This is a genomic window from Nocardia sp. NPDC058114 (assembly GCF_042884695.1).
GTDB lineage: Bacteria > Actinomycetota > Actinomycetes > Mycobacteriales > Mycobacteriaceae > Nocardia.
This window is the reverse complement of the sequence record NZ_JBHVTK010000011.1, coordinates 147220-166894: the sequence shown is the minus strand read 5'-3', so window position 1 is coordinate 166894 and position 19675 is coordinate 147220. Positions and strand designations below refer to the sequence as shown.

Here is a 19675-nt window from a genome sequence, read left to right as displayed (position 1 = left end):
ACTGGGCGACATGCCGATGATTCGTTCCGCAGCGCTGCGCGGGTTCCGTGCCACCGTAGCCGAGCTCGGCGGCAACGCCGACGAGCTGGCCGAGCGGGCAGGGCTACCGCCGGTCGCACTCGACAGCGACGACATTCTCATCTCCGATCTCGTGGCCGCCCGGGTACTCGAGTCCGCAGCACGCCTGCTGGACTGTCCAGATCTGGGATTGCGTGTTGCCGGCCGCCAGGACCTGGGAATGCTGGGACCGCTGTCTTTGGCGATCCGCAACGCCCCCACCGTCGCTGATGCGCTCGAATGTGCTTCTCGATACCTGTTTCTGCATGCCCAGGGAATGAGCATCGCGATGGAAGACGACCCGGACGGGGCGCGCGGTGTACTCGCCCTGAGATACGGGGTCTCGGCCGGCGGACGGGTCATCTCCGTGCAAGGCGTGGATCTTGGACTCGGCTTCCTCCACCGAACCATCGAGCTGCTGGTCGGCGGCCGGTACGGTCTGCGGTCGGTGGATCTGCCGTATCGACCCGTCGCCCCGATAGCCCTTTACGAGCGGTTCTTCGGAGCGCCGGTGCGCGTTGCGCGTCCGGCCGCGAATTTGCGGGTACCGCGCAGCATCACAACCCTTCCCCTCTCTGGTGCGGACGAGAGTCTGATGCGGTTGGCAATGACCTTCCTGGCGGAACAGGCGCCGTCGCACCCCGCGCTGCCGACCGGGACTCAGGTGCACGCGGCGTTGCAACAGTCGCTCGGCACCGCACCTGCGGAGATCGGTGTCGTCGCCAGGCTTCTCGCCGTGCATCCCCGCACGCTGCAACGCCGCCTCGCAGCTGAGGGCACGTCGTTTGCCGCCATTCTCGACGAGGTTCGTCGCAACCAAACCCACCGCTACCTGACCACCACCGACATGCCGATGAGTCAGATCGCGGCGCTGGTCGGGCTGAGCGAACAATCCACCCTGACCCGATGCTGCAGACGCTGGTGGGGTGCCACGCCGCGCGCAATCCGCCGCGGCGGTGCTGCGGCACCGTAACCGGGTGAAACTATCGGGCTGCTGATCAGAACCCAGCGCAGTGTCGCGCAAAGCGAAATTGTTGTCGTCTCACATCAAGTTCGCACGGATGTTGCCCAACAGACTGGCGGTCGAGCCAATTGTCGCGCCACTGTTGAAGGAGATCCGATGTCACTGTCCTCTTACAGGTTTACGGGGGCCACTGCGTTACTCACCGGTGCTGCGAGCGGTATGGGCGAGCAGATGGCATATGGGCTGGCTACACGCGGCTGCAACCTGGTGCTGGTCGATAAGGACGCCGACCGCCTGGCTACAGTCGCCGAAGTGGTGCGGTTGGCCCGCCCCGACCTAGCGGTGGATACCTATGTCGTGGACCTCGCCGACCTCGACAGCCTGGAGGCAAAGACCTCGGCGATCCTCGCCCGGCATCCGAGCATCACACTGTTGATCAACAATGCCGGTGTCGCCCTGGGCGGAAATTTCCGAGACCTCACGGCTGAGGAATTCCAGTGGGTTCAAGACATCAACTTCCGCGCCCCGGTCGCCTTGGCACGCTTGCTGCTCCCGACCTTGCTCGCCACACCGGGAAGCCACATCGTCAATGTTTCGAGCCTGTTCGGCCTCATCGCACCACCTGGCCAAACCGCTTACGCCGCAAGCAAATTCGCGCTGCGTGGCTTCAGTGAAGCGCTGCGCCACGAACTCGCCGACCAAGGAGTCGGAGTCACCACGGTGCATCCCGGGGGGATCCGCACCAGGATCGCGGAGAGCGTCCGGATCGCGGACTCGGCTTCCGAAGAACAGACACGAGTGAGCAAAGCGGCATTCGCCAAACTCCTCACCTATCCGGCGGACAAAGCCGCCGAGCAGATCCTCGACGGCATCACCCGACGCAAACCACGCGTATTGATCGCATCATCCGCCGTCACGGCCGATCTGATAGCCCGCATGTTTCCGGCCTCGTACCTGACGGTGATGCAGCGACTGAGTCCCCGTGGTACGCGCAAACGCCGAGCGGCGGCTCTGCGATGAGTTGGCTCGCCGAACTCCACCGGAACGGGGAATCCACAAGGACGGACACGGAATGAAGATTCGGGGCGCGGTACTCGAACACAGTGGGCAGGATCGACCATACGCACGGTCCCGGCCACTCGTCATCGATGAACTCGACCTCGACCCACCCGGGCCGGGCGAGGTCCTTGTTCGTATCGAGGCCGCCGGTATCTGCCACTCCGACCTGTCAGTCGTCGACGGCAATCGTCGCCGCCCCCTTCCGATGCTGCTCGGGCACGAAGCCGCCGGGCGAGTCGAGCTCCTCGGATCCGACGTCGATGACATCGCGATCGGACAGCGAGTTGTCATGACCTTTCTCCCGCGATGTGGATATTGTCTCGCCTGTGGCACCAACGGGCGATTGCCCTGCTCGGCGGGTAGCGCAGCCAACAACGACGCCATCCTCCTCGGAGGTGGAGTACGCCTGCGTCGCGGCGGGAAGGCGATCAACCATCATCTCGGGATATCGGGATTCGCCACCCACACAGTGGTCGACCGACGCTCAGTAGTTCCCATCGGCGACGACATACCGCCTGACATCGCTGCGGTACTCGGTTGCGCGGTACTGACCGGCGGCGGCGCGGTGATCAACGCAGGCCGCCCACAGCCGGGCGATGCGGTCATGGTCGTCGGGTTGGGTGGAGTGGGAATGGCGGCCCTGCTTACCGCAGTCGCGTTGGGCCACGGCGAGGTCATGGGCGTGGATCCGCTGCCCGACAAGCTCAGCCACGCACGCGCAGCGGGTGCCGCCGCTTGCACACCGCAAGAGGTGATCGAATCCGGGATCACCGCCGCCGTCGTCGTGGAGGCAGCAGGCAGTGCCCGCGCATTCGAGACCGCCGTGGCGGCGACCGCTCCAGGCGGGACAACCGTGACAGTCGGGCTGCCTGGACCCGAGATCCGCGCCACCATCGCGCCGTTGGGTCTGGTCTCGGGAGCACGCACGATCACCGGAAGCTATCTCGGTTCGGCGGTGCCCGAACGTGACATCCCGATCTTCGCGCAGATGTGGCGCGACGGTGTACTCCCGGTCGAGCAGCTGATCACCTCACGTATTCGACTGTCCGAAATCAATTCAGCCATGGACGAATTGGCCGACGGCAAAGCCGTTCGACAAATCATTGTCTTCGATCAAGATTGAGGCCCAGCAATTGAGCATCACAGCATCCACCATTCGTGACGTCGAGGCGCAGATGTACTACGGCGGGCAGTGGCGAGACGCACAGGGCGCCAGAACCTTTCAGGTCTTCGACCCTGCCACTGAGCTGCCCCTGGCCTCCGTGGCCGACGCAACGCCCGCCGACGCGCGCGCCGCTCTGAACTCCGCTGTCGTCGCCCAACGACACTGGGCTCGCACCGCACCTCGCACGCGATCGGAGATTCTGCGAAGAGCTTTCGAAGCCGTAACCGCCCGCGCGGAGGAATTCGCCGCACTCATCACTCTCGAGATGGGCAAACCGTTGGCCGAGGCGCGAGCCGAGGTCACCTACAGCGCAGAATTCCTGCGCTGGTTTGCCGAAGAAGCCGTGCGGGCAAATGGACGATTCGGCACCGCACCTGACGGCAAGACCCGACTACTCGTCAACAAACACCCTGTCGGGCCAACGCTGTTGATCACCCCATGGAACTTCCCACTGGCGATGGCCACCCGCAAGATCGCACCCGCCGTCGCGGCCGGCTGCACCATGGTACTCAAACCCGCCGCGCTCACACCGCTGACTTCACTCTTGCTGACCCGAGTCCTCGCCGAGGCCGGCCTTCCTCCAGGCGTGCTCAACGTGATTCCGACATCATCGGCGGCAGAAGCTGTTTCGGCGATCATTACCGACCCTCGGCTGCGGAAACTGTCGTTCACGGGTTCCACTCAGGTCGGTCGCCGTCTTCTCGCCGAGTCGTCAACACAAGTACTGCGGACCTCGATGGAGCTCGGCGGCAACGCACCGTTCCTTGTGTTCGACGACGCCGACATCGATACCGCCGTCGAGGGCGCGATCGTCGCGAAACTACGCAACATGGGGCAGGCATGCACCGCAGCCAACCGCTTTCTGGTGCACGAATCGGTGGCCGCGGAGTTCACCGACAAACTCACCGAACGCGTGGCCGCCTTTGTCGTCGGGCCGGGCTCCGACCCCACCACCCAGATCGGACCACTGATCGATGAGGCTTCCCGCCGCAAGGTGCACGACCTCGTGCTCGACGCTGTCGAGCGTGGTGCCGTCGTTCGCGTCGGCGGTGCGCCACTTCCTGGACCCGGGCACTTCTATCCGCCGACCGTCCTAACCGACGTGGATCCCGGTTCCCGCCTGCTGCGCGAAGAAATCTTCGGACCTGTCGCACCGATCATCCGATTCGGCACCGAAGACGAGGCCATAGCAGCAGCGAACAGCACCGAGTACGGACTGGCCGCCTACGCCTACACTCGCGACACCGCCCGTGGCCTACGTCTGATGGAAGAGCTCGAAACCGGCATGCTCGGGCTCAACGTCGGTGTGGTGTCCAATCCCGCGGCACCGTTCGGAGGGGTTAAACAATCTGGTTTGGGCCGCGAGGGCGGATTCGAAGGCATCGAGGAATATCTGGAAATCAGGTACACCGCAGTGAGCGACCCCTACGCCTGAGAGAGATCCTTGACCGCGTGCACTTTTCACGCGGTCAAGGATCTGGCGTGCTGACGCGACCTGGCTTCGACATGGCTATCGCATCGTCACGTGACTGCAGGGGTGATCGCGTGCGTGGTCCGGCGCAGATGAACTTGGCGCACCCCTGGCCGCGAATATTCCTGTGCAGATGCCCGGCCTGTGGTCGAGCGAATAGCGCGACTGTCCGGCCACGCCGGGCCGCTGGACTACGCATTTCTGATCGTCAGATGTCGGTGACAGCCGTATGGATGTCTTCGACTACCCGAATGATGTCAACGACCGCGATGATCTGTCCAAGTGTCGAGGAGGGCAGACCATCGACGGTCTGGACGAGACGACGCAATGAGCGATTGCTGAATTGCGCGACGATCTCAGCATCGCGGCGGTATCGAACCTTATCGCCGTGAGGACTACGGCGTGCACGTGGCATCGGAACTCCAATTCGCGCGCAGTGTTTCGAGCAGTCGGTCGTTCACCGCTGATGTTGAACGTCACGGTGGCGGGCGAGCTGTCTCGGCCAGAAATCGCATCCTCGGGAGCTGAGCTCGGCTCGGCTCCCGAGGATGTCGGGGGCTGGTGGAGATCTAGGTCAGGGCAGCGAGGTGACGGTCAGGTCGCCGTCGGCGTACTGGGCGCGCAGCCGTTTCTTGTCGAACTTGCCGACGCTGGTCTTGGGCACCTCGGTGATGAAGGTCCAGCGTTCGGGCAGTTGCCATTTGGCGACTTTGTCGGCCAGGAAGTCGCGCAGCTCGGCGGCCTCGGCGGCGCCGGCCTCGGTCAGCACGATGACGACCAGCGGCCGCTCGTCCCACTTCTCGTCCGGCACTCCGATGACCGCGGCCTCAGCGACGGCCGGGTGGCCCATCACCGCGTTCTCCAGATCCACCGAAGAGATCCACTCGCCACCGGACTTGATGACATCCTTGGAGCGGTCGACCAGGGTGAGATAACCGTTGGGGCTGATCTTGCCGATGTCGCCGGTACGCAGCCAGCCGTCGTCGAACTTGTCGGAGTCGATCGCGACGCCGTCGGGGGAATAGTAAGAGGCGGTGATCCAGGGTCCGCGAACTTCCAGCTCGCCTAGTGAATCGCCGTCGTTGGGCACGACGTTGCCATCGTCGCCGACCAGCCGTGCCTGCACACCGGCGGGGAAACGACCTTGGGTATAACGAAACTCCCACTCCTGCTCGCCGGTGACACCCGCAGGCGGATGAGCGACGCTGCCCAGCGGTGAAGTCTCGGTCATGCCCCAAGCCTGCACAATTCGCAAGCTGTGCTGCTCTTGGAAGGCGCGCATCATCGAAGGCGGCACCGCCGACCCGCCCACCACCGCGGCGCGCAGGTGCGAGATGTCCTGTGGCCTGGCAGCCAGCCCGGCAAGGACCCCGCCCCAGATGGTTGGCACGGCCGCGGCGAAGGTCGGCTTCTGGTCTGCCATCATCTCCAGCAGCGGTCCCGGCTGCAGGAAGCGGTCGGGCATGAGCAGGTTCGTGCCCGCCATCAGCGCGGCATAGGGCAGGCCCCAGGCGTTCGCATGGAACAGGGGCACGATCGCCAGCACGTTGTCGGACCCGGTGCAGCCCATACCCATCGGCGAGGCGACCTGCATCGCGTGCAGCCAGTTGGAGCGGTGCGAGTACACCACCCCTTTCGGATCGCCGGTCGTGCCGGAGGTGTAACACATTGCGGCGGCAGAGCGCTCATCGATCAGCGGGTAGTCGAAGGTGTCGGGCTGGGTTGCGAGCAGTTCGGCGTAGGAGTGCACCTGCACGCCGGCAGGTGCCTGCAACGCCTCGGCGTCGCCGTTGGCAACGATGACGTGACGGACCGTCTTCAGGTTCGGCAGATACTGGGCGAACATCGGCACCAGCGAGCCGTCAACGATGACGACCTGGTCTTGGGCATGATTGGCCACGAACACCAGCTGCTCTGGAAACAATCGGATGTTGAGAGCGTGGAGCACCGCGCCCATCGCGGGCACGGCGATGTAGCTGACCATGTGCTCGTTGTTGTTCCACATGAAGGTCGCGACCCGGTCGCCGATTCCGATTCCGAACCCGCGCAGCGCGTTCGCCAGTTTCGCTGCCTCAGAACCCATTTCACGGTAGGTCATGGTGCGCACGCCGCTGCCGGTCCAAGTGGACACTGTGCTGTCGCCTTGGAAGGTCGAGGCGTACTTCAGTAGCGTCGCCAGCGAAAGCGGCTCGTCCTGCATGGTGCTCAACATCGGTGCGGTGTCTCCTCTAGCTATTGATCGCATTTCGTTGTCCTCGGTGCGGTGGGGTTGATCAGCCGAATACCTGCGGTAATTGATGGCTGGTTCGACTGGTGAACTGTGGTCGCCTCTTGCCGAGGAACGCGTCGACGCCTTCTTTGCCGTCGGCGATGCTGGTGTAGAACATCGCCAGCGAGTCGACCCGGTGGGCATCGAGCGGGTGCGGTTGTGCGCTGTTGCGGTACATCATGTGCCGGGCCAGTGCGGTAGCGACCGGTGAGCGGTCGGTGGTGAACGTCTTCGCCAGCGCATACGCGGTATCCAGCAGATCGGCCGCCGCCACGACCGTACGAACCAGCCCGCTTTCGAAAGCGGCATCGGCGGTGAGGATTTCGGCCGCATAGGTCCATTCCAATGCACGACTGATTCCGACGATGCGCGGCAAGAACCACGTGCTGCACGCTTCGGGAACGATGCCGAGCTTGCCGAAGACGAACCCGATGCGGGCATCATCGCTGGCTATTCGAATGTCCATGGGCAGGGTCATCGTCGCTCCGACTCCTATTGCGGCGCCGTTGATGGCGGCGATCACCGGTTTGGTGCACGCGAAGATAGCTAGCGCCACGCGCCCGCCCGCATCACGCACACCCTGATGGATCGGCGGATCGGTCAGCCGGTGGTGCATGTCTGTTGGTGTGGGCCGGGCTGTTTCATCCAGACCGAACACGTTGCCGCCGACCGACAGGTCCATGCCCGCGCAGAAGGCACGCCCGGCGCCGGTCACCACGATCGCAGCGACTGCGTCATCACGGCTGGCTTGCTCGAACGCGTGCACCAGCTCGTCGGCCATGCTCACGGTGAACGCGTTGAGTTGCTCAGGGCGGTCCAGCGTGATGGTCAAGATCGCGTCGTGTACCTCGTAGCGCAGGGTCTGGAAGGTCACCGGGTTGCTCCTGACTGGGGTGTGATCGGCCGACGTGGATATCGCGCGACCGAACCAGATCGTGTTCGCTATGCCATCCCCGTCCCACGAGACGGCGTCGATGAAGGAAATCGGTCCTGCTGGGCGTCTTTGCCAGCAGGACTCGACAAGCTGTAAGTCTGTGCAGCCTCGGCGGCGAGAACTTGCCTTTGCGCGACAACAATTTGACTTCATCCGACAGATTCGCTGCGTCCGCGACGAGCCCTCCACCTGGAGTGCGGGCAAATTTGCAACATCTACTTGATTCGTTGCTACATTTGTGAGTATGTTGCATTCATGAGTGGTCCGGGTCACAGCAAAGTGTCAGCCGAGCAGGCGATCGCCGTCGCCAGGCGCAAGTTCCTCGAGGGCGACCGTTTGGATATGCAGAAACTCGCTGCTGAACTCGGGGTCGACCGAACAACACTGTTCCGTTGGGTCGGCAATCGCGACCATCTGCTCGCGACCGTGCTGTGGTCGCTCGCGGAACCGACTCACCGCGCAGCGGTGGCAGCGACCACACGCACCGGTGCGGCCCGGATCGCGGACGCGACGGGCACGTTCGGTCAGGCACTCATCGACGCACCGTATTTCCGCAGGTTTCTCCGCAGCGAACCCGAACGCGCTCTGCGCCTGCTCACGACCAAGGAAAGCCCCGTGTTGAACGAAATCGTCGACGCCGTGGAGCGCGTGGTGCAACAGGAGTTGGACCGTGGCCATCTCGTTCACCCGATGTCGGCGCACGATCTGGCCTATCTCATCGCGCGGATCACCGAATCCTTCATCTACGCAGATCTCATCACCGGAGAAGACCCCGACGCAACGAAGGCAGCCATCGCGGTAGCAGCATTGCTCGGCGACCCCACATATATCCCGAAGGGAACGTAGTCATGACCGTAAGCGGGCAATGTAGCCCCGAATTCGATGATCTCCGAACGGAGTTCGAGAAGAACATCGCCTCAGGTGAGGAGTTGGGCGCTTCAGTAGTTGTCGACATCGACGGCGAGGTCGTTGTCGACCTATGGGGAGGGTTCAGCGACATCGAGCGGACCCGGCCATGGGAAGCCGACACCATCACCAACGTGTGGTCGTCGACGAAGACAGTGACGAGCCTGGCAGTACTGATGCTGGTCGACCGGCATCAGGTCGATGTCCGCGCCCCGGTCGCGGAGTACTGGCCCGAATTCGGCGCCAACGGCAAGGACCGTATCGAGGTTCGCCACCTGCTGTCCCATACTTCCGGTGTCGCCGGCTGGGAACCGCCGTTCGCCCTGGACAATCTTTACGATTGGGATTCGGCGAGTTCGCACCTGGCTGCACAGAAGCCGTGGTGGGAGCCGGGGAGGTCCTCGGGCTACCACGCCCAGAACTACGGCCAACTGCTCGGCGAAGTTGTTCGCCGGGTCTCTGGGAAGTCCCTGGCACAGTTCGTCGCCGACGAAATCGCCGGGCCGCTGGACGCCGACTTCCAGATCGGTGCACACGAACTGGATTGGCCGCGCATCGCCGATGTGGTTCCGCCGCCACCACTTCCGTTCGACCTCACCGCGCTTCCCGAGGGCAACCTCATGCGCAAGGCACTCGGGTCCCCGCCACTCGATGCTGCCGCGGCGAACACCGCGTCCTGGCGGCGCGCAGATCTCGGCGCCTACAACGGCCACGGCAATGCTCGCTCGCTCGCTCGCATCATGTCCGTGATCCCGTGCGGTGGGAGCGTTGACGGTGTCAAGTTGCTGTCTCCGGCCACGATTGAGCTGATCTTCGAGGAACAGAGCAACGGCAGAGACCGCGTGCTCGGCGTCCCGCTGCGCTTCGGCATCGGCTACGGCCTCCCCGAACCTCAAACCGTTCCCGCGATTCCTGACGGGCGAATCTGCTTCTGGGGTGGGTGGGGCGGATCCATGGTCGTCATGGACTTGGACCGCCGAATGACCATCACCTACATGATGAACAAGATGGGTCTCGGTCTCCTCGGTTCGCCGCGGAGCGAGGCGTACCTGCGCGCGGTCTATCAAGTAATCGACGCCTGATCGGCGCGCATACAACGCCCGGTTCAAATCCGGGCGCGCCTTGCCATGGCTTGGCACGGCAACCGAACCGGCTGACGCCCAGCGGTTCCGCGAGTTGCTCGTTGTTTCGTAGACGACTCCGCAACTTTGATTCGATTCGACAGTGGGAGAGAACAATGCGAGATCTGGTCCAGGGACCGTTACGCTCCCTCGGCGAGTTCTTCTATCTGTCGCTCGACACTTTCCGTGGCATGGTGACATGGCCCTTTCAAGGCCGGGAATTCCTCGAACAGTGCTGGTTCATCGTGCGAGTGTCGTTGTTGCCGACGCTGTTCGTCGCGCTTCCCTTCACCGCATTGATCAGTTTCACCTTCAATATCCTTGCCGCGGAATTCGGGTCATCGGATATCGCAGGTGCCGGTGCCACGCTAGGGGCGGTGACCCAGGTGGGACCCGTCGTCACCGTGCTGGTCGTAGCCGGGGCAGGTGCGACCGCAATCTGTGCCGACCTCGGGTCGCGGACGATTCGCGAGGAAATCGATGCGCTCGAGGTGCTCGGCATCGACCCGATTGTGCGGCTCGTTGCGCCGCGTGTGCTCGCCTCGACTGTGGTTGCGCTGCTGCTGAATGCGCTCGTGTGCGCGATCGGGATCGCGGGAAGCTTCTTCTTCTCGGTGTACTTCCAGAACGTCACACCCGGAGCGTTCGTCGATGGCATACCGCTGTTGACCGGACTACCGGAGCTTGTGATCTCCGAAATCAAAGCCGGGATGTTCGGACTCATCGCCGCGCTCGTCGCGTGCTCACGCGGTCTCACCGTGAGGGGTGGCCCAAAGGGCGTCGGCCAGGCCGTGAACGAGACGGTTGTCTACGCATTCATGGCCTTGTTCTTCGTAAATATCGCCCTCACGGCGATCGGTATCAAGATGACGGCGGGTAGCTGAATGACGTTGGCAGTACCTAGGTTCACGTCGCGACCGGCTCGCTTCGTGTTTCTCCGCGCGAAGTGGCTGAAACGGGCAGTCGACGAGATCGGCAGGCAAGCGGTCTTCTATCGGAAAGCGATAGTCGAAATCCCACTCGCGCTGGTCCACTATCGCCGGGAAACACTACGGTTGGTCGCCGAAGTCGCACTCGGTTCCGGCGCCTTGGCGGTGATCGGCGGCACCATCGTCATCGTCGGATTCTTGACGATGTCAGCCGGGGCTGTCGTTGCGCTGCAGGGCTATACAACACTGGGCGACATCGGCGTCGAGGCCTTGACCGGCTTCATCGCGGCGTATGTGAATGTGCGCGTCGCGGCACCGGTGATCGCCGGTGTCGGCCTAGCGGCGACCATCGGTGCCGGCGCGACAGCACAGATCGGCGCTATGCGCATTTCGGAGGAGATCGACGCGCTGGAGGTGATCGGCGTGCGATCGGTTCCGTACCTGGCGTCATCGCGGATTCTCGCCGGCATGGTGGCGATCGTCCCGGTGTACGGAGTGGCGCTCATCGCCTCGTTCCTGGCGAGCCGAACGGCGACGGTCGTCGTATACGGCCAATCGGGCGGGGTATACGACCACTACTTCTACACGTTCCTCGTACCCACGGACCTGCTGTGGTCCTTCTTGCAGGCGATTTTGATGGGACTCGTCGTGATGCTCATTCACACCTATTTCGGCTACACCGCCAGCGGTGGGCCCGCGGGCGTGGGCGAGGCCGTCGGCCGAGCGGTTCGTTCGTCACTCGCTGCAGTGGTGTTCGTGACGCTGGCGGTGTCGCTGGCCGTGTACGGCACCTCCGGCAAGTTCAACTTCGCCGGATGATCAGGCGACTGCGGACGGGGCCGCCGCGCGACCCCCACGTCACCACGGCAGGAATCCTCTTCACCGGCTGCGTCATTGTCATCGCCGCGCTCGTCGTAGCCCAATTCCGCGGTGAGTTCATCGACAGCGTGAAGGTCGAGCTGCTTGCGCAACGATCCGGGTTGAACCTCGACACGGGAGCCAGGGTGAAGCTCCTCGATGTACAGGTAGGCCGCGTCGGCAAGATCAGAGAAGAAGCGGGATACGTATCGATCGAGCTCGATCTCCTCCCCGAGCACGCACATTCGATTCCGGTCAACGTCGGTGCTTCGATCGAAAGCACGACTGTCTTCGGCGCAAAGTACGTTGCACTGGTTTTACCGCAATCTCCAGCAGCACAAGCGATTACGAGCGGGGCAACGATCGACAACCGAGATGTCACCCCTGAGATCAACACCCTGTTCGAACGGCTGACCACAGTATTGAAGGCCGTCGCGCCGGAAAACCTCAACGCGACGCTCACGGCGATCTCCGACGCCCTGCGCGGCCGAGGCAAGCAATTCGGTCACACCATCGATCAGGCCGACGCCTATCTCACCCAGTTGCGTCCGAGCTTGGACAATCTGCAGCGCGATCTGGCGGCAACGGCCGACGTAGCCACCGTCTACGAGGACGCGGCACCGGACATCCTCGAGACTCTGCGGTCGTTGTCGACAACGGGAGACACTGTGGTGGACAACGTAGCTGGGCTCGACAGATTCTTCCTGGCAGCCATCGGAGTGGGACGGGCCGGCGGCGAGTTGCTCGAGGCGAACGGACAAGCCACCGAAGCGCTGTTGCGGTCGATCCGACCGACTACCGAACTGCTCGACGAGTACTCGCCAGGGCTGCCCTGCTTCTTCCAGGGGCTGGACAAAGCACGCGCCGACATCGAGTCCTTCGTCGGTGGCGCGGTGCCGGGAGTCAACATCAGTGCCACGCTGCTAGCCGGCGAGATGCCGTACCGCTACCCCCAGGACCTACCGAAGGTCGCTGCCAGCGGCGGTCCGCGGTGTGGCGAACTGCCCGTTCTCGACATCGCGAACGGACCGGCGAAATACCTCGCGACCGACACCGGAGTGAATCCGTACCTCCCCACGGATCGGCCGGCGCAGCTCAACGTCCTGGACTTCATGCTCTACGGCATCCCAGGGGGTAGACGATGAAGAACGCTGTGAAATTCGGCAGCTTCACGCTCGTCATGGTCATGGTTCTCGGGCTTCTCGTGTTGGTGCTCGGGCGAATTCGTCTCGACAGCAGGATCGACTATCGCGCCGAGTTCGCCGACGTGTCCGGGCTCGCCGAGGGCGATGTCGTCCGGGTAGCCGGTGTCGACGTAGGACGAGTGGGTGCCGTTGACTTGCGCGGCAGGGACGTGGACGTCGTGTTCGACATCGCTCGCGATATCCGGGTCACGAGTGATGCGCGCCTGACCGTGCGCTACTCGAACCTGCTCGGAGACCGCTACCTCGAGCTCGTCAACGGCGACCACCTCGACGAGCCGATGCAGGAGGGCGGCACCTTTCCGTTCGCACAGACAAACCCTGCCCTCGATATCGATTCCCTGCTCGGTGGGCTGGCACCACTGACGCGTTCGCTGGAACCCGAACAGATCGATCGCTTGACCGGTGAATTGATCCGTGTCCTGCAGGGACAAGGCGGGACGATCACCGGCATTCTGCAGGAGATCGCGATTCTCACCAGCACCCTCGCCGATCGTGACGCGCTGATCGGATCCGTTATCACCAACCTGGGTGCGGTACTCGGCACCGTCGGGAACGACAGCGGCGCGCTGTCCCGGGTGATCGACCATATGCAGCAACTGGTGTCGGCCCTGGCCGAACGGGGCACCCCGATCGCGGATGCGCTCGTGCAGGTCGAGTCGGCTTCCACGACACTGGCCGATCTACTCATTGCCGACCGCCAGCCCATCCGAGATGACATTGCCCAGGCAAACCGCGCAGCAACACTTCTCGATGACGGCAGCGCACAGATCGAGGCCGTACTGACCGCCTTGCCGGAGGCCTACCAGCGGCTGACTCGGCTCGGCGCCTATGGCAGCTTCTTCAATTTCTACCTCTGCGCGGTGACGTTGAAGATCGACGGTCCCGCCGGCGCACCGATTGTCACGAAACTCGTGCAACAGAAACAAGGCAGGTGTGTGACACCGCAATGAGGCGATACGAGAACCGAAACGCAGTGCGGACAGGCGTCGTCGGCGGAATATTGATTCTGGCGACTGTCGCGACTGTCTCGAACTACGACCGACTACCTGTGCTCGACTCCGACAGCGAGATCCGGGCAATATTCGCCGATGCCGGCGGCCTGAAAACAGGCGATCGCGTCGAATTTTCCGGCGTGAATGTGGGCACCGTGCGCGACATCACGCTGCGCGGCACCGACGTCGAAGTGACGATGGGTGTCCGCCCCGATCTCGCACTCGGCGCCACCCCCAGCGCACAGGCAAGGACTCGGACTGCACTCGGCAGCAAAGCCGTTGTGCTCACCCCCAGCTCTGACGATCGGCGATTCGACTATGCCTCAGCGATCCCTCTCGAGCGAACCCGGTCACCCTACGACCTGCCCACCGAACTCGGTAAACTCACCGACAACGTCGCCGGGATCGACACCGAGCAACTATCGGACGCCTTGCACACGACATCGGGTGTGCTCGAGCAATCCTCGCCAGAACTCGAGGCCGCACTCGACGGCGTCGCGCGTTTGTCGGAAAGCCTGGGCTCTCGGGATCAGGCACTGCGGCAGTTGTTCGCCGACGGGTCGAAAGTGACCGGCGTGCTGGCGGAGCGCAGCCGACAGATCAATACCCTTGTCGTCGACGGCAACCGCATCCTCGCCGAGCTCGATGCGCGGCGCACTGCGATCGGGAAGCTGTCGAACTCTCTGTCGGCGGTCGCACAGCAGATCAGTAGCCTCATCGCCGAGAACCGCGAACAACTCGCACCGACACTCACGCGGTTGAACAGCGTGCTCGACCTGCTCGAGCGGAACAAGAGTTCCATCGACGCCGCACTGCCCGGTCTCGTCAAATATATGGGGACACTCGGCGAATCTGTCGGCAGTGGACCGTTTTTCAGCGCCTATGTCGGAAATCTGCTACCCGGCCAATTCATTCAGCCGTTCGTCGATGCCGCTCTGGGCGACGGTCGTGTGCCGCAACCGGAGGGGCCGCGATGAGACAGAAGCGAAAGATGTTGGTGAGCAGTGCCATCGCGGGCATTCTCGTCGCGCTGGCGGTTGTGAGTTATGTGATCGTTCCGCGGATCACGGACAAGGCGATCGTCGCGTACTTTCCCGCGGCCGTCGGACTGTACCCGGGTGATGACGTACGCATACTCGGCGTGACGGTGGGTGTCGTGGACCGGATCGAGCCTGAAGGTACCCGTGTCGCAGTGCATTTGACCCTGGACCAGCGGTGGAAGCTGCCAGCTGACGCGCAAGCCGTCGTCGTATCGCCGACACTTGTCACCGCCCGATTCGTGCAGCTCACCCCGGCCTACGCCGGTGGACCCGAGCTGCCCGACGGCGGTTCGATTCCCGAAGAACGAACAGCCGTGCCGGTCGAGTGGGACAAGATCAAAGAACAGCTCACCCGCCTCGCGAAGCGATTGGGTCCACAGTCCGGTGAGCCGGGAAGTCTCGGTGAATTCGTCACCGACGCCGCGGGCACCATGCGCGGAAACGGCGCCACGTTCAATTCGACCCTGGCGAACCTCGCCCGGGCAACCACCACATTGTCCGACGGACGGACCGATCTCTTCGCCGCCGTAAGGAATCTGTCAGTGCTGGTGGACGCGCTCTCACAGAGTCACGCGCAGATCGTCGCATTCGGAGATCGGCTTGCGTCAGTATCAGAGCTGGTCGCGACAAGCGAGACGTCGTTGGGAGATACCCTCGCCGACCTCGATCTCGCGGTCGCCGACCTGCAGGCCTTCGTGGGGGAGAACAGAGCGGGAATCAGCGACACCGTCGACAAACTGGGCGGCGCCACGCAAGTCCTGGTGGACCGGCGACGCGACCTCGAACAGGTCCTGCACGCGTCGCCGACCGTGCTCGCGAACCTCGAGAACATTTATCAACCCGCTCAGAACTCCCTGACAGGAGCATTGGCGATGACGAACTTCGCCAACCCGGTCCAGTTCATCTGCTCGGCCATCGCTGCCGCCGGTGAGCAAGGCGCCGAGGAATCGACGAAGCTGTGCATCCACTACCTCGGACCATTGCTGAAGTCGCTCGCGTTCAACTATGCCCCGATCGGCGCCGTTGTCGGGAACTCGGTCGGCGCGCTTCCGGACCAGATCGAATACAGCGATCCGGCTCTCGAACAGGCTCCGCATGCGCCGCGCCCCTCCCCCGCGCCTGTCCAGGTTCCCGCACTGCCACCGTCGCTTCCTGGTTTCCCCGGTCTCATGCTGCCCACGCTTCCGCTGCCAGGAGGACCACGATGAGCGCAGTTGCCCGCCTGGTGTGCGTCCTTTGTTCGGCTTCGGTTCTCGCAGGGTGCGGGTGGACCGGGATCAACCAGTTTCCTCTGCCTGGCTCTGTCGGCACCGGGGATGGTTCGTGGTCGATCGATATCGAGATGCCTGACGTTGCCACCCTCACCGAAAACGCGCGAGTACGCGTGAGTGATGTGACGGTGGGGACCGTCCGATCGATCAGGGTCGAAGGCACACACGCTCTCGTGACGGTCTCCCTCGAGCCCGATGTTGAATTACCCAACGGCACAACAGCCAAGATCGGTGCCACGAGCTTGCTCGGCTCGGCTCACCTGGAACTGCTGCCGCCCAAATCGAGTCCAGTCGCAGCGCTGTTGCATGACGGTGATCGCATCTCGCTCGATAACGCCGACGCATATCCCACGACCGAGCAAACACTGTCGACGCTGTCGTTCCTCCTCACCGGTGGCGGGGTCGGCAAACTCGCCGAGATCAACCGCGAAGTCGGCGAAGCCTTGTCCGGTCGCGAGGACACCGTGCGCAGCCTGCTCGACAATCTGCGCGATTTCACCGGTCGGCTCAACCAGCAGCACGCCGATATCGTGGCGGCGCTCGACGGACTCGACCGCTTCTCGAACATCGTCGCCGGCGATCGCGAAACCCTCGATCAGGCACTGCTGACGCTGGATCCCGCGTTGACCACGCTGGACGCGCAGCGTGAGGATCTGATCGGCGCAGTCGATGCCATCGGACGATTCGCCCGTTCGGCCGACGCGCTCATCACCGCGAGCCGCGCGGACCTCGATGCCGACCTCCGGGCACTGGAGCCGGCATTACGTGCGCTGGCAGACTCCGGACCGTCCCTGACGTCCTCGCTCTCACTGCTCGCGACCCTGCCGTTCCCGATGAACTCCTATCGCAACGCCGTGCAAGGCGACTTCGCGAATCTGTTCTTGAATCTGGATTTGACGACCGCCCGGCTCGACCGGGCATTGCTGACCGGGACACCCGCGATGGGGCAGCTCGCCTCGCTCGGCGGCATCATCGGCCAGCTTCCGCCCTTCCCGCCGATCCAGGGCAATCCGCTCATCACGCCGCTGAACCTGGGGCAAACCCGTCCCACCGAACAAGGCGGTAACTGATGCTGCTCTCGCGACTCGTCAGATACCAGTTGATCGCCTTCGCCGTGATCACTGTCGTAGCCGTCGCCTGGATCGGCATGAAATACCTGCGTGTCCCCGCCATGCTCGGAATCGGCCGCAACACAGTAGAACTCGTGCTCCCTTCGGGCGGCGGACTCTACGAGAAATCGAACGTCACCTACCGTGGCATCCAGGTCGGCGTTGTCGACAACCTCCGTGTCGACGACGGTTCCGTCGTCGTCACGATGTTCCTCGACGGTGCTGTCGACATCCCCAAGAACGACATCGTCGCCGAAGTCCACAGTCGATCGGCCATCGGCGAGCAGTACATCGAACTGCTGCCGCAAACCGACTCCGGCCCCTATCTACATGACGGCGACACGATCGTCGGCGGCCGGTTGCCCACCCCTACAGCGGAACTGATCGACACGCTGGATCTCGCGTTGGCCGATGTTCCGCGTGATGATCTGCGTGCTCTCATCGACGAGAGCGGTACGGCGTTCCGCAACAAGGGCAACGATCTGCAGCAGATCATCGATGGGACAGGCGCATTCATCGATGAAGGATTGGCGAACATCGGCCCGACGCGGGCGCTGATCGACGGAGCCGGACCACTGCTCGACACCCAAGTAGCGAGCACAGAGTCTATTCGCGCATGGTCTGGCTACCTCGGTTCCATCACCCGAACGGTTGCCGACCGAGACGGCTCGTTGCGCAGCCTGATCGACAACGGTGGCCCGGCGGGAGAGGCGGGCGCTGCCCTGTTCACCGAGATCGCGCCAACGCTTCCCCGGGCCCTCGCCAACCTCCATTCCATCGCCGACGTCCTGCGGATCTACAACCTCAGTGTCGAACAGATCCTCGTCATCTACCCGGCGGTCGCAGCAGCGATCCAGAGTGTGGCCGCCGGCTCGGAGCCGTCGATGGGCAACCTCGACTTCAACCTCAACCTCAACGTGCCGCCACCATGCACCACGGGTTTCCTTCCGCCCGATCAACGGCGTTCACCTGTGGACTCCGCACCCCTTCCGCTGCAAACACCCGCGTTCTGCGCTGTGCCGCAGGATGATCCGACAGTCGCTCGCGGCGCACGAAATCTGCCCTGCACCGAAAACCCAGGGCGGCGTGCACCGACAGTCGAGCAATGCAAAGACCCCGCCGGCTACGTCCCGCTCGGCGAGAACACCCCACTCGAGACGGGAGAGAAATGAGATGGCTGACCGTTTGACCGCCTTGCTGCATGCCTTGCGCCGCACCGACCGGCTGATTGCCGCGACCGTCGGATTCGCGATCGTCGCGGCGGTATTCACCGGCCTCGCGGCAACGTCGCTGCGAGACCACCGCGCCATAGAGCGGGAGCATATCGAGAACGCCGAGATTCTCGATGCCGCCAGGTCGGGAATACTCGCGATGATCTCGATCCGTGACGCCTCGGCCCCAGACGATGTCAAGAAGGTCCTCGACCAATCCACCGGCGCATTCAAAACGGACTTCGAGGCACGGTCGGCAGCATTCGTGTCGGTTGTGCAGCAAGCGAAAGTGGTCACTACCGGTGACGTAGTCGCTCAGGGCATCGAATCCAGGGACGACGAAACAGCGACCGTGCTGGTGTACGCGACCTCGTCGGTCACCAACGCCGCCGGCGCCGAGAACGAGACCAGAAGCTGGCGTCTCCGCGTGACGATGACCGACGATCACAACCGCTACAAGATGTCGAAAGTGGAGTTCGTGGCATGAAAATACCTGTGCTGAAACATCTTCGAACACGGTCGCGAGCTGTACTCGTGCTGTGTGCGAGCGCTGCCCTCGTCGCGGTATCCGGCTGGGCCTATCTGGCATTCGTGGTTACTCCGCGTGACGTGGCGACGGGATCGACGCAGCAGCAGTCCGCCGTCGACGCAGCCACCCATGCCGCGGTGGCGATTCTCAGCTACGGATCGGACACCGTCGACTCCGACCTCGAACACGCCAACGACCTGCTGACCGGAGCGTTCGCCGGGTACTACGGCACCTTCACACGCGACGTCGTTATCCCCGCGGCGAAGGAGAAAAGGATCGACACCTCGGCGACTGTGGTGGGGAAGGCGATCACAGAGTTCACCGAAGACCGCGCCGACGTCATGGTCTTCCTGAACCAGTCCACGACAACAGCCGACTCCACAGAGCCGATCACTACGAGTACGACGGTCCGCATGGAGGTGGAACGCCACGGCAACGCGTGGCTGGTCTCGAAATTCGACCCGGCCTAAGTGGGAGTAGACGATGAATATCGACTTGGTAGATCCGATTCAACAGCTCGTGACAGCACTCGCTTACCTGCTGATTCGAGGTCATCTACCTGGCTGATCCTTGGCATTCGACCTC

19 protein-coding genes are annotated in these 19675 nt (G+C 63.4%); 16 read left to right on the top strand and 3 right to left on the bottom strand.

Annotated features, from left to right (window positions below; genetic code table 11):
- Positions 1 to 10: 10 nt before the first annotated feature.
- The 4 genes from ACFVVI_RS30630 (at position 11) to ACFVVI_RS30615 (ending at position 4680) form a co-directional block, all read left to right on the top strand.
- Complete coding sequence (locus tag ACFVVI_RS30630) at positions 11 to 1030, top strand: AraC family transcriptional regulator (RefSeq protein WP_387447848.1); 1020 nt, start codon at positions 11 to 13, stop codon at positions 1028 to 1030.
- A gap of 147 nt (positions 1031 to 1177) precedes the next feature.
- Positions 1178 to 2041, top strand: a complete 864-nt coding sequence (locus tag ACFVVI_RS30625; protein ID WP_387447846.1) for an SDR family NAD(P)-dependent oxidoreductase — start codon at positions 1178 to 1180, stop codon at positions 2039 to 2041.
- A 52-nt stretch (positions 2042 to 2093) separates the two neighbouring features.
- Positions 2094 to 3203, top strand: a complete 1110-nt coding sequence (locus tag ACFVVI_RS30620) for an alcohol dehydrogenase catalytic domain-containing protein (RefSeq protein ID WP_387447844.1) — start codon at positions 2094 to 2096, stop codon at positions 3201 to 3203.
- Between the two features lie 52 nt (positions 3204 to 3255).
- Positions 3256 to 4680 (top strand): NAD-dependent succinate-semialdehyde dehydrogenase, encoded by a 1425-nt coding sequence (locus tag ACFVVI_RS30615; RefSeq protein ID WP_387447940.1) that lies wholly within the window; start codon positions 3256 to 3258, stop codon positions 4678 to 4680.
- Positions 4681 to 4924: 244 nt separating this feature from the next.
- Here the strand turns inward: ACFVVI_RS30615 and ACFVVI_RS30610 are convergent, their stop codons facing one another.
- The 3 genes from ACFVVI_RS30610 to ACFVVI_RS30600 all read right to left on the bottom strand — a co-directional run bounded on the left by ACFVVI_RS30610 (position 4925) and on the right by ACFVVI_RS30600 (position 7859).
- Positions 4925 to 5131, bottom strand: a complete 207-nt coding sequence (locus ACFVVI_RS30610; RefSeq protein WP_387447842.1) for a hypothetical protein — start codon at positions 5129 to 5131, stop codon at positions 4925 to 4927.
- Positions 5132 to 5290: 159 nt separating this feature from the next.
- Positions 5291 to 6928, bottom strand: a complete 1638-nt coding sequence (locus ACFVVI_RS30605; protein WP_387447938.1) for a long-chain fatty acid--CoA ligase — start codon at positions 6926 to 6928, stop codon at positions 5291 to 5293.
- Positions 6929 to 6989: 61 nt separating this feature from the next.
- Positions 6990 to 7859, bottom strand: coding sequence for a crotonase/enoyl-CoA hydratase family protein (locus ACFVVI_RS30600; RefSeq protein WP_387447840.1), 870 nt, complete (start codon positions 7857 to 7859; stop codon positions 6990 to 6992).
- Positions 7860 to 8174: 315 nt separating this feature from the next.
- Between ACFVVI_RS30600 and ACFVVI_RS30595 the strand changes: the two genes are divergently transcribed.
- The 12 genes from ACFVVI_RS30595 to ACFVVI_RS30540 all read left to right on the top strand — a co-directional run bounded on the left by ACFVVI_RS30595 (position 8175) and on the right by ACFVVI_RS30540 (position 19560).
- Complete coding sequence (locus ACFVVI_RS30595; protein WP_387447838.1) at positions 8175 to 8765, top strand: QsdR family transcriptional regulator; 591 nt, start codon at positions 8175 to 8177, stop codon at positions 8763 to 8765.
- Positions 8766 to 8767: 2 nt separating this feature from the next.
- Positions 8768 to 9907, top strand: coding sequence for a serine hydrolase domain-containing protein (locus ACFVVI_RS30590; protein ID WP_387447836.1), 1140 nt, complete (start codon positions 8768 to 8770; stop codon positions 9905 to 9907).
- Positions 9908 to 10062: 155 nt separating this feature from the next.
- Positions 10063 to 10830 (top strand): MlaE family ABC transporter permease, encoded by a 768-nt coding sequence (locus ACFVVI_RS30585; protein ID WP_379313394.1) that lies wholly within the window; start codon positions 10063 to 10065, stop codon positions 10828 to 10830.
- Between the two features lie 45 nt (positions 10831 to 10875).
- Positions 10876 to 11694, top strand: coding sequence for an MlaE family ABC transporter permease (locus ACFVVI_RS30580; RefSeq protein ID WP_379313384.1), 819 nt, complete (start codon positions 10876 to 10878; stop codon positions 11692 to 11694).
- Positions 11691 to 12878: an MCE family protein gene (locus ACFVVI_RS30575; protein WP_387447834.1), complete on the top strand. Its 1188-nt coding sequence runs from the start codon at positions 11691 to 11693 to the stop codon at positions 12876 to 12878. The genes ACFVVI_RS30580 and ACFVVI_RS30575 overlap by 4 nt, the downstream gene beginning before the upstream one ends.
- Entirely contained in the window at positions 12875 to 13888 is a 1014-nt protein-coding gene (locus ACFVVI_RS30570) for an MCE family protein (RefSeq protein WP_387447832.1), read from the top strand. Before ACFVVI_RS30575 ends, ACFVVI_RS30570 begins: the two co-directional genes overlap by 4 nt.
- Positions 13885 to 14907 carry an MCE family protein gene (locus ACFVVI_RS30565; RefSeq protein WP_379313387.1) on the top strand — a complete coding sequence of 341 codons (1023 nt, stop codon included), beginning with the start codon at positions 13885 to 13887 and terminating at the stop codon, positions 14905 to 14907. Before ACFVVI_RS30570 ends, ACFVVI_RS30565 begins: the two co-directional genes overlap by 4 nt.
- A complete protein-coding gene (locus ACFVVI_RS30560; protein WP_387447830.1) occupies positions 14904 to 16178 on the top strand; it encodes an MCE family protein in 1275 nt (424 codons plus the stop codon). Before ACFVVI_RS30565 ends, ACFVVI_RS30560 begins: the two co-directional genes overlap by 4 nt.
- Entirely contained in the window at positions 16175 to 17311 is a 1137-nt protein-coding gene (locus ACFVVI_RS30555; protein WP_387447828.1) for an MCE family protein, read from the top strand. The genes ACFVVI_RS30560 and ACFVVI_RS30555 overlap by 4 nt, the downstream gene beginning before the upstream one ends.
- Entirely contained in the window at positions 17311 to 18522 is a 1212-nt protein-coding gene (locus tag ACFVVI_RS30550; RefSeq protein ID WP_387447826.1) for an MCE family protein, read from the top strand. Before ACFVVI_RS30555 ends, ACFVVI_RS30550 begins: the two co-directional genes overlap by 1 nt.
- A gap of 34 nt (positions 18523 to 18556) precedes the next feature.
- A complete protein-coding gene (locus ACFVVI_RS30545) occupies positions 18557 to 19048 on the top strand; it encodes a hypothetical protein (protein ID WP_387447824.1) in 492 nt (163 codons plus the stop codon).
- 47 nt (positions 19049 to 19095) lie between these two features.
- Positions 19096 to 19560 (top strand): hypothetical protein, encoded by a 465-nt coding sequence (locus ACFVVI_RS30540; protein ID WP_387447822.1) that lies wholly within the window; start codon positions 19096 to 19098, stop codon positions 19558 to 19560.
- Positions 19561 to 19675: the final 115 nt, after the last annotated feature.